Annotated in this window: 16 protein-coding genes; 7 read left to right on the top strand and 9 right to left on the bottom strand. The window is 32.2% G+C overall.

The annotated features are described in order from the left end of the window. Positions 1 to 25 precede the first annotated feature (25 nt). The 5 genes from ACWGOQ_RS11400 to ACWGOQ_RS11380 form a co-directional block, all read right to left on the bottom strand. A complete protein-coding gene (locus ACWGOQ_RS11400) occupies positions 26 to 1,054 on the bottom strand; it encodes a COX15/CtaA family protein (protein ID WP_452058074.1) in 1,029 nt (342 codons plus the stop codon). 27 nt (positions 1,055 to 1,081) lie between these two features. After that, a complete protein-coding gene (locus tag ACWGOQ_RS11395; protein WP_452058075.1) occupies positions 1,082 to 2,506 on the bottom strand; it encodes a CCA tRNA nucleotidyltransferase in 1,425 nt (474 codons plus the stop codon). A gap of 8 nt (positions 2,507 to 2,514) precedes the next feature. Then, positions 2,515 to 3,084, bottom strand: coding sequence for an L-threonylcarbamoyladenylate synthase (locus ACWGOQ_RS11390; RefSeq protein ID WP_452058076.1), 570 nt, complete (start codon positions 3,082 to 3,084; stop codon positions 2,515 to 2,517). A gap of 105 nt (positions 3,085 to 3,189) precedes the next feature. Beyond that, positions 3,190 to 4,299 (bottom strand): glycosyltransferase family 4 protein, encoded by a 1,110-nt coding sequence (locus ACWGOQ_RS11385; protein WP_452058077.1) that lies wholly within the window; start codon positions 4,297 to 4,299, stop codon positions 3,190 to 3,192. A 1-nt stretch (position 4,300) separates the two neighbouring features. Next, positions 4,301 to 5,230 carry a glycosyltransferase family 2 protein gene (locus ACWGOQ_RS11380; RefSeq protein WP_452058078.1) on the bottom strand — a complete coding sequence of 310 codons (930 nt, stop codon included), beginning with the start codon at positions 5,228 to 5,230 and terminating at the stop codon, positions 4,301 to 4,303. A gap of 210 nt (positions 5,231 to 5,440) precedes the next feature. Here ACWGOQ_RS11380 and ACWGOQ_RS11375 point away from each other — a divergent pair, with 210 nt between their 5' ends. The 3 genes from ACWGOQ_RS11375 to ACWGOQ_RS11365 all read left to right on the top strand — a co-directional run bounded on the left by ACWGOQ_RS11375 (position 5,441) and on the right by ACWGOQ_RS11365 (position 7,978). After that, positions 5,441 to 6,091 carry a class I SAM-dependent methyltransferase gene (locus ACWGOQ_RS11375; RefSeq protein ID WP_452058079.1) on the top strand — a complete coding sequence of 217 codons (651 nt, stop codon included), beginning with the start codon at positions 5,441 to 5,443 and terminating at the stop codon, positions 6,089 to 6,091. Between the two features lie 5 nt (positions 6,092 to 6,096). After that, the gene (locus ACWGOQ_RS11370) at positions 6,097 to 6,894 is read left to right on the top strand and encodes a lipopolysaccharide kinase InaA family protein (RefSeq protein ID WP_452058080.1); all 798 of its coding nucleotides are present in this window, start codon (positions 6,097 to 6,099) and stop codon (positions 6,892 to 6,894) included. 61 nt (positions 6,895 to 6,955) lie between these two features. Then, positions 6,956 to 7,978: a glycosyltransferase family 4 protein gene (locus tag ACWGOQ_RS11365; RefSeq protein ID WP_452058081.1), complete on the top strand. Its 1,023-nt coding sequence runs from the start codon at positions 6,956 to 6,958 to the stop codon at positions 7,976 to 7,978. A gap of 359 nt (positions 7,979 to 8,337) precedes the next feature. On the opposite strand, the gene ACWGOQ_RS11360 is transcribed toward ACWGOQ_RS11365, so the two are convergent. Then, positions 8,338 to 9,114 (bottom strand): glycosyltransferase family 2 protein, encoded by a 777-nt coding sequence (locus ACWGOQ_RS11360; RefSeq protein WP_452058082.1) that lies wholly within the window; start codon positions 9,112 to 9,114, stop codon positions 8,338 to 8,340. Positions 9,115 to 9,181: 67 nt separating this feature from the next. Between ACWGOQ_RS11360 and ACWGOQ_RS11355 the strand changes: the two genes are divergently transcribed. Further along, on the top strand, positions 9,182 to 10,003 hold the full coding sequence (locus tag ACWGOQ_RS11355) for a glycosyltransferase family 2 protein (RefSeq protein WP_452058382.1): 822 nt from the start codon (positions 9,182 to 9,184) through the stop codon (positions 10,001 to 10,003). Here the strand turns inward: ACWGOQ_RS11355 and ACWGOQ_RS11350 are convergent. The 3 genes from ACWGOQ_RS11350 to ACWGOQ_RS24105 form a co-directional block, all read right to left on the bottom strand. Continuing rightward, the gene (locus ACWGOQ_RS11350) at positions 10,000 to 11,064 is read right to left on the bottom strand and encodes a glycosyltransferase family 9 protein (protein WP_452058083.1); all 1,065 of its coding nucleotides are present in this window, start codon (positions 11,062 to 11,064) and stop codon (positions 10,000 to 10,002) included. The genes ACWGOQ_RS11355 and ACWGOQ_RS11350 overlap by 4 nt on opposite strands. Before the next feature lie 85 nt (positions 11,065 to 11,149). Beyond that, positions 11,150 to 11,965: a 2,3,4,5-tetrahydropyridine-2,6-dicarboxylate N-succinyltransferase gene (locus tag ACWGOQ_RS11345; RefSeq protein ID WP_452058084.1), complete on the bottom strand. Its 816-nt coding sequence runs from the start codon at positions 11,963 to 11,965 to the stop codon at positions 11,150 to 11,152. A 250-nt stretch (positions 11,966 to 12,215) separates the two neighbouring features. Next, the gene (locus ACWGOQ_RS24105; protein ID WP_518515942.1) at positions 12,216 to 12,434 is read right to left on the bottom strand and encodes a hypothetical protein; all 219 of its coding nucleotides are present in this window, start codon (positions 12,432 to 12,434) and stop codon (positions 12,216 to 12,218) included. Positions 12,435 to 12,866: 432 nt separating this feature from the next. On the opposite strand from ACWGOQ_RS24105, the gene ruvX reads away from it, so the two are divergent. The 3 genes from ruvX (at position 12,867) to ACWGOQ_RS11325 (ending at position 14,446) form a co-directional block, all read left to right on the top strand. Then, positions 12,867 to 13,277: a Holliday junction resolvase RuvX gene (gene ruvX / locus ACWGOQ_RS11335; RefSeq protein WP_452058086.1), complete on the top strand. Its 411-nt coding sequence runs from the start codon at positions 12,867 to 12,869 to the stop codon at positions 13,275 to 13,277. Positions 13,278 to 13,323: 46 nt separating this feature from the next. Then, a complete protein-coding gene (def, locus tag ACWGOQ_RS11330) occupies positions 13,324 to 13,914 on the top strand; it encodes a peptide deformylase (RefSeq protein ID WP_452058087.1) in 591 nt (196 codons plus the stop codon). 112 nt (positions 13,915 to 14,026) lie between these two features. Beyond that, entirely contained in the window at positions 14,027 to 14,446 is a 420-nt protein-coding gene (locus ACWGOQ_RS11325) for a DUF5606 family protein (protein ID WP_452058088.1), read from the top strand. Positions 14,447 to 14,505 lie beyond the last annotated feature (59 nt).

Genomic DNA, 14,505 nt, shown 5'->3' with positions numbered 1-14,505 from the left:
ACTTGTTCGTGACTATTTTAAATTTTCAGACTTCAATAGCTTTATTTTTAAATACCTCCAATACAATATAAAATTGTACTCCAAACAAGAGCGAGGACACGACTAAGTGTAATGGTTGTGATAAAAAAGGAAAATCCAAATAGTACATTAGGATACCTGTAAGTACTTCTAAGCCAATTAAAAATAAAACCCAATTTAGTTTCGTCACTCCTAATTGCATTTTTTTATTGTACCATAGAAGCCAAACATTGATCAAGACCACTACAATAGAAAAGGATCTGTGGATATAAAACGAAACAGTAGGAGGATGTAACCACACTGATTTGGCGATCCCCCCCATTATTTTTATCTGCTCATCTATATATTGTCGAACCTGAGTTCCTAATGCTACCTGAATTAAGGTAAGAATGACAGAAAAAAGTATTATGTTTTTGAATGCGGCTCCAGATATGACAGGTTTTGCTTTATCCCTAGTTAAGAATAGGATATAAAGTAATATAGCCAGAATAATAAAAGCTACCAACATGTGTACTGTAATTCTTAGCGGAAGCAAATTAGAATCTACCACAATTTTACCCAACCAGGCCTGAAAGCCCATAGCCAGAATCGTAAAACCTGCTAATATGGTAATCGTTCGTTTTTCTTTCCAGAACCAAAATGATAAGATAAACATTAATAAAATTGGTATTCCAGAAAGAACTGTAACCAATCTGTTGATATATTCGATCCAGGTATGCCATACATTAAATTCGGCATAATCGTGTTTGGTATACGACTTCCAATTACTTTGGTCGTATTTTGCTGAAGATGTGAAATCTCTAGTCGCGATTCTCAATTCTTTATTTAAAATAACAATAAAACCTTCCCGATACTCGTGATTGGGTTTCCATTGAATTTGAGCTTCTTCTGTAGGAGGGATATAGTATCCAAAGCACTTTGGCCAATCAGGGCACCCCATTCCGGATCCTGTCATTCTCACTATAGCTCCCGCGATAATAATTAAATATATCAATACTATAGATGTGATAACCAGTGGCCTGAAGTATTTTTTCATTTATTTAATTTTCAAAGTCTTTGTTACTTAACAACTCTTTAAGCCCAGTTCTTCCCCTTTATGGATCATAAATTGATATGCGGCTTCATGTTCATTGGGTATTTCTCCTTCTAAAATAGCTTCTTTAATAGCTTCCTTAATAATTCCAATTTCGCGAGAGGGTTGAATGTTAAAAGTTTTCATAATTTCTTCTCCACTTACAGGTGGTTGAAAATTTCGAATATGATCACGTTCTTCTACTTCTACCATTTTCTGACGAACTATTTTAAAATTATTGTGATATTTTTTAAAGCGTTTAGGGTTTTTGGTAGTAATATCTGCTTCGCATAGTGTCATTAACTCTTCAATATAATCACCGGCATCAAAAACTAATCTTCTTACTGCAGCATCTGTGACATCAGATGCAATAACGATTGGTCTTGAACTCATTAATACCATTTTTTGAACAAACTTCATCTTGTCATTCAATGGCATTTTTAAACGTTTAAATAACTTAAATACCATTTTGGAACCTACAAACTCGTGACCATGGAATGTCCATCCTACTTTTTTGCTAAACCGTTTGGTAGGTGCCTTACCGATATCGTGTAATAATGCTGCCCAGCGCAGCCATACATCATTTGTGTTTTCTGAAATATTATCGACAACCTCTAGGGTGTGATAAAAGTTATCTTTGTGTTTTTGACCTTCTACTTCGTCGATTCCTTTTAATGCTACTAATTCAGGTAATATATACGATAATAAACCTGTTTTTTCTAACAGTAGAAAGCCTATTGATGGTTTTTCACTCAATAAGATTTTATTCAGTTCATCTACAATACGTTCTTTAGTGATGATCTTAATGCGGCTTTTATTTTTAGTAATTGCTTTTAGCGATTTTTCTTCAATTTTAAATTTAAGTTGCGTAGCAAATCTAATAGCACGCATCATCCTAAGTGGATCATCAGAATACGTGATATCTGGATCTAGCGGAGTACGAATAATTTTAGATTTAAGGTCTTCAAGTCCGTTAAAAGGGTCTAGAATCTCCCCAAAAGCATTCTTAGAAAGATTTAACGCCAGTGCATTAATTGTAAAATCTCTTCGGTTCTGATCATCCTGCAGGCTGCCATTTTCTACCACTGGATTTCTGCTATCTTCGCTATAGGATTCTTTTCTGGCTCCAACAAATTCTACTTCGATATCATCAGCCTTTAGCATGGCCGTCCCATATGTTTTGAATACTTGAATTTTTGGATTTCCCGGCAATAGTTTTGAAACTTCTTTTGCCAATTCAATCCCACTACCAACAGCTACAATATCAATATCCTTGGCGGTACCTCTTTGTAATATATGATCTCTTACAAAACCTCCTATTACATAGCTGTCTAATTGGAGGTTTGCTGCAGCTTTGGATATGATTTTAAAAACAACGTGTTGTAAGGCTTCTTTGTAATTTTTAGCTTCCGACATGAATCAATTTACTTCCTGATAATTTTTACAGTGCTATCCCCGCCAATTTTAATGATGGAAGAGGGTTTCGCATCTTTATTTTTGAGCGGTAAATTTACAACATAGTCAACGCCTTCCAAAATCTCTTTGCTTATTTCTTTTAAGTTTCGAGGAGTAGATTTTCCGCTGATATTAGAAGAAGTAGAGACAATCGGTCGTTTAAATTTTCGAATCAGTTTACTGCAGAATGGATCACGAGCTACTCGAATTCCTAACGTATTGTCTTCGGCAATTAGATTTTCTGCTACTCGCAATGGTCTGTCATAAATAATCGTGGTAGCTTTTTTAGCATATTTTAATATATCGTAAGCAACTTCTGGTACCTCCTCTACGTATTGCTGAAGCATTTTAAAATCACTTACCAGACACAGCATCGCTTTGCTATCTGCTCTTTGTTTTAAAGCGTATATTTTATCAACAGCCTCTGCATTGGTAGCATCACAGCCAATTCCCCAAACGGTGTCTGTTGGGTATAGGATAAGTCCACCTTTTTTAAGTACCGTTATTGTTTTTTGTATTTCTTCTCTATGATCTTCCATTCTAGTTGAATTTTAGAATTGTATTTTCTACATCAATACATTAAGTTAATTCTTGTTTATAAATATTTTAGTCTTACTGTATTAACAATTATAATTAGATGACACTTATTTATCCAGCATCATATCTTTATAAACTTCTAAAGTTTGCTTAGCCATATTAGCTGTTGTGAATTTTGTAATAAGTTTTTCATACCCTTTATCAACAAAACTCTTTTGCTTTAAAGGGTTTTTCGAAAGACCTGTAATATGCTTTGAAATACTTTCAGGAGTATGCATAGGACTTAATAGGCCATTAATGTCATGGTCAACAATTTCTGGAATGCCACCGACATCGGTACTTATTACTGGAGTTTTATGATAAAAAGATTCGTATATTACTTGAGGGACACCTTCACTTTGAGAAGTTACAAGGCTAATATCAAATTGTGGTAAAAAATTAGAAGCGTTAGGAGTATATCCTAAAAACCTTATATGGTTCTCTAAGTTTAGTATTTTAATTCGCTCTTTTAAAGCTTCAGTTCTGTCAGTAAACGTTCCAATTTGTACAAAGAAAAACTCTTTTCTCTTGTATTTGTTAATAATGATATCTATAACATCTACTAGGGTGTCTAAATGTTTCGCTCTAATATGATTGGCTATATTTCCTATGATAATTTTGTCACTTGCTAGATTGTATTTCTCCCTCAGTAAGAAAGGTGTTTCTGTACTTTTAGTTTTTAGATTGGTCCCGTGATAGATGGTAATCAATTTGTTTTGATCCTGAATTCCTTTAGCACATACATTTTGAGTTTCCTTAGATACACATAATATTTTTTTTATTTTAGGGTAGTTGTACTTGAATAGCGTTTTTTTGCGCTGTTTAATAGGAAAGGAAGTTTTTTTACTAAATACGAAAGGGGGTAATTTATAAAACTTGTCGGCTAAAATGGCTAGCAGTATGGCGCTAGGATCATGAATGTGGATAAGGTCTATTTTTTGTTTTTTGCAAATCCGACCTAGTTTTATAAAAAACCTAGGATCAAATTTTGGCCATAAAGTAGCAGGGATAAAACTTAATTTAGTTTTTTTTAATCTTTTATGGAAAGCACCGTTTCTTACACAAAAAATCGTATTCTTAACTTCAGGATTTGATAAAGCTAGTTCAGAGCATAAGTTTTCTATATGGTTTTCACCACCACCCCAGTTTTTAACAGCAGATAAATGTAGAATATGCATACTATTTCCTTGCAATTGTTTGTTTTAATTTTAATGATTTCGACAAAGGAGCGCCTTTCCAAAAAAGTATAAAAAGAGACCAGTTTTTGGGTTTTATAAGAGATTTAAAAAAGAATTTGCAGGTCAACCAACATCGTAATATTTGATAAGCTAGGTATCCTGAATTTTTTCTAAGAACATATAATAATGAGATTTTCAGTTCTTTTTTTATGGCTATACTTTTTTGGGTACTTTGTCCCTTAAAATGAGTGTAGCGACCTTGTGGAACTAGATAACAAAGACCTTTAGATGTGCTTTTTGAAATTCTATAGCAAAGATCTGTTTCTTCGTAATATAAAAATATGTTAGTATCAAAGCCTCCTACTTTTTCAAAAGCATCTGCCGAAATCACCAAAAATGATCCAGGAACACTTTGTACTTTAATGGGCGTGTCGTAGATTTTTTTTCTTTTAGGATATTTTTTCGGATTAGTTTTTTCTAATATCTTTCTTCCAAACAATTCTCTGCGTAAAGAAAGAAAATGATCAAATGATTTTTGTACTTCTCCTTGTTCATTATATTGTTGAGGTGCACATATTGATGCATCCTCAGTTTTTTCTAAAAAATCAATAACAATATTTAGGCAATCATTCTGTAAAAGAGTATCATTATTTATAAAAGCATAATATTTTGCATTAGAAAATTGTATTCCATGCATATTTCCTCCTCCAAAACCAGTATTATACTTACTCCGTATTAGTTTCAAATTTGAAACTTGTAATTCTTTAATTTTTTTATCCAGTAATAAGTAATCGTCTAATTCAGAAGCGTTATCAACTACAATAAATTCATAAGATAAATCATTTGATGTCTTCTCTATAATAGATTTAATACAATTTATAGTAAAAGAAGAAGAGTTGTAATTGATCAGTATAACCGAAATGTCCTTCATAATAATTTATGCGCTTATGGATCAAAAGTAAAGGTTGCATTTCGATAAAACAAACAATTGGAATTTGTTAAATTTTTATTTTCAGAATGTTCTTACTAATTAGTATAACAAGTGGTCGCGATAATACCATTAACAATAATCGTTAAATAGGTTTTTTTGATCGAAATTTTATCTTTTAATTTTAAATACCTTTGCAAAATAACTTGACAAATGGATTACGAAAATAAACCGAGTGGTTACTACGACAATATTAGATATGAAATGATTCAATATTTGTCGAAAAACCCCAAAACTATTATTGATGTTGGTTGTGGAAACGGAGCTTTTGCAGAAGTATTAAAAGAAACTACAGGAGCTGAGGTGTGGGGCATAGAATATATGGATAAAGAAGCTCAGGTAGCCAAAAGCAAATTACATAAAGTTTATTCTGGCAGATGCGAGGATTATATAGATGAATTACCAGATGGATATTTTGATGCAATTTATTTTAATGATGTGTTAGAGCATTTGGTAGATCCTTATTCAGTTTTGGATAGGATTAAGTATAAATTGACTGCAAAAGGTGTATTAATTAGTTCTATTCCTAATGTTAGATATCACAATACTTTTATGAAAGTTCTTATTCAGAAAGATTGGAGGTATGAAGATTTTGGTGTTATGGATAGAACACATTTACGTTTTTTTACAAGAAAGAGTATTAAAAGAATGTATGAAGATTTAGGCTATAAGGTTTTGGTGCATAAGGGTATTAATCGAAGTAGATCGATTAAGCCATACCTGTATAATATTCCAGTATTATTTACTCAGCTTGATATTAGATATCCTCAATATGCTACTGTGGTAAAATTTGAAAACACCTAATGACTATGAAAAAAAAATTGGTTGTACATCCAGGTCATAAAAATTTGACTCCAGATATTGAAAAGGTAATTGTTGAGTTTGATGATCATAAAGAAATATTAGGAGCAGCTGAGCGAAATGTCATAAAAATAGTTGCAATAGGAGATAAAAAATACGCTATTAAATCTTTTAAAATCCCTAATATTGTTAACCAAGTTGTCTATAGGTTTTTTAGAAAATCAAAGGCAGAACGTTCATATAGCTATGCTAATAGATTATTAGAACTAGAGATTAAAACCCCTTTCCCGATTGCCTATGAAATAAGGAACACTTCCTTTTTATTTAAAAAGAGCTTTTATATCAGTGAATTGGTAGAAGCTGATCTTACATATAGGGAATTAACTACTGATTTTAATATTTCCGATCATGAAGAAATATTAAGAGCATTTACTAGATTTACGTATACTTTGCATATGAGTGGAGTGAATTTTTTGGATCATTCTCCTGGAAATACACTAATTAAGAGAAAGGAAAACGGTTATGATTTTTATTTAGTAGATCTTAATCGCATGGAGTTTGGTACTATGAATTTTGAAACTCGTATTAAAAATTTTGCACGTTTAACAATTCATAAATCCATGATAGAAGTTATGAGTGATGAATATGCAAAATGTGCAGGAGAGGATAAGGAAAAGGTGTTCCATCTTATGTGGGGATATACTAAAGATTTTCAACACCGGTTTTATCGTAAAATACGTATTAAAAAGAGAATGTTTTTTTGGAAAAAAAAATATAAAGAAAGGGTGTCTAAGAGTCCTATTTAATTGATTCATAGTATAGAAATAGTTGTTTTTTTGAAGTGAACAGAAGATTAAAAAAGTAGTTATGGCGGGGAAAAGAGACCTAAAAGAACAATTGTATTTTTCATTAATCCATAAATGGAAATATAGTATCGTCATATTACTTTCTGTTTTAAGAAAAAGCAAATCTGGACGGGTAATAAACAAAGTAGCCTATATTGCTAGAGAAAAGGATAAAGATTGGATTTTTGGAGCCAAAGTAAGACGTTTGTCCAAGTACTCATCTTTAAATGCAACAGCATTCTATCATAATAAGTTGAAGAATTTGCCAAAAGCAGATGCATATTATTTTATTTATCAAAACTATTTTTGTCGATGCTTGCGAAGTACTCCAAGTATTTTGTTTAAAAAAAATATAGTGATGTTTACCCATCCTACTTGGTCTAAAAAATATTCTAAAGTCCATGTAGTTTGGTGCCTAAATAAAGCGGACTATGTTATTTGTCTAAATTCTGAAATTAAGAAGTATTTGATAGATTTGGGAGTAAAACCTGATATTCTTAAAGTTATGCATATAGCTACCTCATCTTCGTTCTTTTATTCACACAAAAGGGGTTTTGGAGGTATAGGTTTTTGCTCAACATTTAGTGCTCGTAAAAATCCGGACTTGATTCTTGATTTAGTAAAAAACATGCCTGACAGACAATTTTATCTAATTGGTCGTAATTGGCAACAATATGATAGGTTTTATGAGATCTCTGATTTGCCTAATTTTAAGTATTTTGAAGAAGAACCTTATGATTCTTATCCAGAGTTGTATAGTAAAATAGATGTTTTTGTATCTCCATCTTTGATTGAAGGAGGTCCTGTGCCTGTGCTAGAAGCAATGATGTCTAATTGTGTCCCCGTGGCATCAAGAACCGGTTTTTGTCCAGATCTTATCACAGAAGGCGAAAATGGTTTCTTGTTTGATGTGAATGCCGATTATAAAGAAGTTATTCCATTAATAGAAAAGGCATTTTTAATTGAAACGGATGTTAGAGAAACTGTATTGCCTTACACTTGGGAGAATTGTTCAAGAAAAATAGATAATTTATTTATTGATTAATCCGATCTTCTTCAGTTAGATCCAAAATCTGCTTTTTTTGATTATTTGTAATTTGAATTTTTCTATGAATACTTTTATATCCTAAATAATTGATTTCTATTTGATGGTTTCCTATTACTATGTTTAGGGAATAAAAATCATAATCATTAGTTGTAGTTCTTATTCAATTATCAATAATGATATTAACTCCTAGTAATTTCTCTCCAGAGCTAACATCTTATATATATATATTCACTTATGGCAAATTATTTTTTTCAAAATGTTCCAAGTATACATAAAAAGAGGCGGTATGAAGTTCTTTTGATTATATGTATACAGTTTCAAATAAGTTTTATTCAAAACTACGAGAGAAGCTTGAATTAGGAATGCTGGTTTATTGTTTTTTTTTGTTTTATCAATTCTCTAAGTTTAGAATACTTAAGAAATGTGATATTGGCGGTTTGTATACAAATCATAAAACCATTAAATCCATCCATAAATCCAAACCTTAAAATATATGCTTTGAAAAACGCCCAGGTTGGATTCAAAATAATTTTCCAAATAGGTGCTTTCTTTCCTAATTTGTGATATGATTGTGCAGAGATTGTGGAGAATTTGTCTGTCTTAAGATTGAATTCCTGATAGGTGGCATAGTTCCAGTGTAAAATATCCCCTTGCAGTTTTGATGCAGCTTTAGGGTTATGAAGTTTAAAAGAATCATGTGGGTTAATACCCTGCCATTCTCCTTTTCCTTTTATAAATACTCGAAGTTTTTTATCAGGATACCAATCCGAATATTTTATCCACTGTCCGCAAAAGTTATTATATCTATTCATATAATATCCATCGCATTTCCAATTGGATTTTAATTCGATCAAAGAATGCTGAAGTTCAGAAGACAAGGCTTCATCACCATCTAAGGATAGAATATAATCATGAGAAGTTTGGGATATCGCAAAGTTCTTTTGCTCTATGTATCCTAAAAATCGTTGCTTTACAAATTTGACATCAAATTGTTTGCAAATCTCTTCTGTTCTATCTGTAGAAAAAGAATCAATCACTACAATCTCATCAACAACGTCAACTAACGAGGATAAACATCGTTCTATTTTTTTTTCTTCATTGTACGTTATGATTACAGCAGAGAGTTTTACCATTTGGTTTTTTTATGATCGATGTTTTTTATTTCTATGGTATCGTGCAAAAATAGTTATTTTTGCGGCAATGCAATCACCAATTGTCACAGTAATCATAAGTACTTATAATCAACCTCAATGGTTGCAAAAGGTGCTTTTTGGTTATGAATGTCAGCGTATGAATAACTTTGAAGTGATTATTGCAGATGATGGTTCTGGCGAAGACACTAAAAAAATTATCTCAGCATTTTCTAAAACTTCCAAATATTCCATAAAACATATCTGGCATGAGGATCAAGGATTTAGGAAGACAGTAATTTTGAACAAAGCAGTTTCTGCAGCAGCAGCAGATTACCTGTTATTTACAGATGGTGATTGTATTCCAAGAAAAGATTTTATTGAAACCCATTTGCGATTGAGAAAAAAAGGTTGGTTTCTGTCAGGAGGTTATTTTAAACTGCCAAAAGATATCTCTCAGACAATTTCGATAGATGATATAAAAAATCAACGTTGTTTTGATGTACATTGGTTAAAAAATCAAGGGCTCCTGTCTTCATTTAAGCTAAATAAGTTGACCTCTTCCGGTAATAAGGAACGCTTTCTGAATTTTATAACACCAACCAAAGCTACCTGGGATGGAATGAATGTCTCTGGCTGGAAAAAAGATGTTTTGCAAGTAAACGGTTTTGATGAGCGGATGCAGTATGGGGGAGAAGATAGGGAGATAGGAGAGCGATTATTTAATCTTGGAATTAAAGCAAAACAGATACGCTACAGTGCAATTTGTTTACATCTTTATCATGATAGAGGATATGTACAACCCGAAATGATCACCAAAAATAATGCAATCCGAAAGGTTACTAAACGAGATAAGATCATAAGAACTCCATTCGGAATTGAAAAAGATTAGAATTTTAGGTTTTCTAAATATGCTTTTAACTTAGGAATAATTAATTCTGAAGAAAAGCTTTTGTATAATTCCAGTGCTTTGTCTTTCATTTCTTTTGGAGTTTTATCACCATATAATTCGGGTTTAAAATCATAAAGATGTACCGAATCGTGCCATACACCATCTTCAAACATGTTCCAGTCTTTTTTGATAATCCACGGAGAGAAAATTGTAAATGTTGGTTTGCCCAGTGCTTTTGCCATATTGACGGCGCCACCTTCATTTCCAATCAAAACATCGCAATGGTATAGAATTACTATAAAATCACGTAAACTTTTTCCGAAAACATCAAGATGAATATGCTTTTGAGTGCTTTCTGATGTTGCTTCGTAAATTGCTCTAGCATCTTTCTCCTGATTGGGGATATAATTGAATAGAATGTCAGCATCTGTAGTTGTTACAATCTCATCAATAACGTTAGCCATGAAGTTAAAAGGTAATGTTTTTCTCATTTCACTACCCAAAACACTGATCATAATAAGTGGTTTTTTCTTGGCAATCTGGTTCGTCTCTAAAAATAATGTAGCGCTTTTTTTTTCCTCTTCAGTTAAGAATATTTTTGGTTGGATGATGTTAGAAGTAATCTGATCCTCGGGATATACTAATCGAAGGCGATTTTCGATAGCAATAGAAGCATTGGTAATAGGTTCTGGTCTTCTCTTAATGACTTTAGAGTATAGAAACTTAGTATACCATTTGTAAAAGGATACTTTCTCTGGAGCTCTAGAGAAGTAGGAGATGAGGTTGCTTTCTAATTTTCCGTAAGCGTCAATTACAAGATCATATCTTGATTTTTTAATTTCTTTTAAAAAAAAGTAAAATGATTTCTTGCTATTACGATAATCATTCTTAAATTCAATAATGTGATCAAAGAAAGGATTTTCAAGAATAACAGGTTTTGTACTAGAGTTTACTAAATAATGAATAGTAGCATCTGGATGTTCTTTTCGTAATGCTTCGCAAATAATAGTGCTTGTGAGCACATCACCTATCATTTTTTGTTGAATGACTAATACTTTCATTTGCGGAGCGATTATATCAATTTAATAATAAAAATGAGCTTGCCTAAAATAGACAAGCTCACAAGTATACATATTTTATTTTTAATTATACAGCTACATCGTGCTCTCTCAGAGCATCGTTAAGAGAGGTCTTTTTATTAGTACTTTCTTTTCGTTTTCCAATAATCAAAGCACAAGGTACATTATATTCTCCAGCGGCAAATTTTTTAGAATAACTTCCTGGGATTACTACTGATCTCGCCGGGACTACTCCTTTGCTTTCCACAGGAGTATCTCCAGTAACATCAATAATTTTAGTCGATGCAGTTAACACCACATTTGCACCAAGTACTGCTTCAGTTTCTACACGAACACCTTCTACTACAATACATCTGGATCCAATAAATGCATTGTCTTCAATGATTACAGGAGCCGCTTGTAATGGTTCTAAGACACCACCAATTCCAACTCCACCACTGAGATGTACATTTTTACCAATTTGAGCACAACTACCTACAGTTGCCCAGGTGTCAACCATAGTTCCTTCATCAACGTAGGCTCCAATATTTACATAACTAGGCATCAAAATAGTTCCTGGAGAAATATAGGCTCCGTGACGTGCAACTGCATTTGGCACCACTCGAATCCCTTTAGCTTCATATCCTTTTTTTAGTGGAATTTTATCGTGGTACTCAAAAATACCAGCTTCAAGCGTTTTCATTTTTTGGATAGGGAAATAGAGGACCACTCCTTTTTTTACCCATTCATTTACTTGCCATCCCTCTGCAACTGGTTCTGCAACTCGAAGCTCTCCTGCATCTAATAAGTCTATAACTTTTCTAATAGCGTCTTGAGTACTTGATTCTTTTAAAAGCTCTCTGTTATCCCAAGCTTTTTCTATGGTTTCTTTTAGTTGGTTCATTTTATTTATTTTCGAGAAATATATTAATTTGTTTTCAAGTTACACATAATTAATAGCGATGTATTTTTTAATCATTATACATCCTGAAAACTGTATTTGTTTTTAAATCTCCAAAGTTCATAAATAAAAAGACTTATACCAAGCATTTCGAAAAGTTCTTCGAATGTGTAAAGAGCAAATAAGGGAATGGTATAATGTTATTCTTCAGGAGTGATTTTATACTCCGTCCAATACCAGCCCGAAGCCATTTCTAACCCAACAGCACCTGCAAGGAAAATACTTCCTGCCAAAATAAAATTGATAATCGTTTTTTTGGTAAACTTAATAAAGGTTTTAAATATAATACGCCAATTACTATAACTGCGATTCCATATGGGATTACCCAACCAAAAAGGAATGCACCCTCCATAGGATGCTTTTTTGACATAAAGCGCGCTATGGATTCGTGTATTCTAAATAATTCATCCAAACTAAGAAATAAGAAGCGTATACTTAAGCTTAACCAAAAGGAAGTTCGCAGTTAAATGTAGTGATCCTTAAAATAAAGAAGGAATATTCTTTTCTTTGGATAATTAAATTTTCTAAAAAAAAATCTTCACTATCTAGATGATTAGTATAAAAATTAATATAGCTAACGATATGTAGAAGTAGCAATAAACTAATGCAAGAGAACAGTTTTAAAGCCACTTGTTTCGCTGTTAAATCCCCCATGTTTTTTATTAAAATAATTACGATTAAAAAAACACTAGTGCGTTATTTGATTTTTTTTTTAACCAAAATGATCAATGATAGCTATAAAGATGTCGAGAAAGTTATAATAGAGGTTCATTTTATTATGTAATCAAATTAAAAAGTTTTCACGATTTAATTCATAATATCATACTTTTGCAGAAAATAAAATATGGCAAGGATTTTGGCAATAGATTATGGAGGAAAGCGATGCGGGATTGCAGTTACAGACGAATCTAAGATCATTGCTTCTGGATTGACCACGGTAGAGACTAAAAACTTGCTAAATTGGTTAACAGCGTATGTGACAAAAGAAGAGGTAGAATTGTTTATTGTTGGAGAGCCAAAACGATTGCATGGAGAAGCTTCAGAGAGTGAAAAATTGATTCAGCCCTTTTTAGAAAAATTAGCTAAGTTATTGCCTGAGATTCCTGTAAAAAGGATAGATGAAAGATTTACGTCCAAAATGGCTTTCGATACTATGATCGCTAGCGGAATATCAAAGAAAAAAAGGAGGGATAAAGCATTAGTGGATCAGATTAGTGCTACGATCATACTTCAGGATTACCTTTATAATTTATAAAGAAATTCAATAAAACAAAGAATAGAAAATTGAGAATACTTATCATATGATTTTACCTATTGTAGCATACGGTGACCCGGTATTGAAGAAAAAAGCGAAGGAAATAAATAAAGACTATCCTAAGCTACCAGAATTACTTAAAAATATGTTTGAAACCATGTATAATGCGCATGGTGTTGGGTTGGCAGCTCCTCAAATTGGACTTCCGATACGGTTATTTTTGGTTGATGCAGAACCTTTTGCTGATGATGAAGAACTTTCTGAAGAGGAAAGAGCGGTCTTAAAAGGGTTTAAAAAAGTATTTATAAACGCTAACATTCTTGAGGAGACAGGAGAAGAATGGTCTTTTTGTGAAGGGTGTTTAAGTATTCCTGAAGTTAGAGAGGATGTGTTTCGAAAAGAAACAATTAAGATTAATTATTTTGATGAAAACTTTGTAGCGCATACAGAAACATTTAGTGGTCTTGCAGCTAGGGTGATACAGCACGAATATGATCATATTGAAGGAGTTTTGTTTACGGATAAACTATCCAGCCTTAAAAAACGTTTGATCAAAGGAAAACTAACGAATATTTCAAAAGGAAAGATTGATCCGGATTATCGAATGAGGTTTCCTTTAGCCAAAAAAGGGCGTTAATGAAATTGAAGATAGACATTACAAGATAAAAGATACGGTAATAATATAAATTGGTTAATGTTTGATTTTTTAAAATGAACTGCTGATATTTGCCAACTTTGAAAAGAAATTTATGAGCTTAGACAAAATATTATCAATTTCTGGAAAACCAGGTTTGTTCGAACTAAAGGCGCAGACACGTAGTGGATTTGTAGCAGAATCATTGGCTGATGGAAAAAAACTATCGGTAAGTATACAAAACAATGTTAGCATCCTAAGTGAAATTGCTATTTACACATTTACAGAAGAAGTACCTTTAAGAGAGATTTTTAAAAGGATTCAGGAAAAAGAGAATGGAGAAAAAGCCATTAATCATAAAGAGTCTAAAAATAAAATAGAAGCATATTTTAGTGAAGTATTACCAGACTATGATGAGGATCGAGTGTATGTTAGTGATATGAAAAAAGTAATACAATGGTATAATATTCTTCAGGAAAAAGGAATAACAGATTTTACAGAACCAGAAGATGTTACTCCTGAAGAGGAAGAATAAAAATTAGTTTATAAAATTATAGTCCTGTTTTTTTTAAGACAGGATTTTTTTTTAGCATA

It is taken from the genome of Aquimarina ulvae (assembly GCF_053613295.3).
The sequence above is the reverse complement of the archived record's forward strand: the minus strand, read 5'-3'. Positions and strand labels throughout refer to the sequence as shown.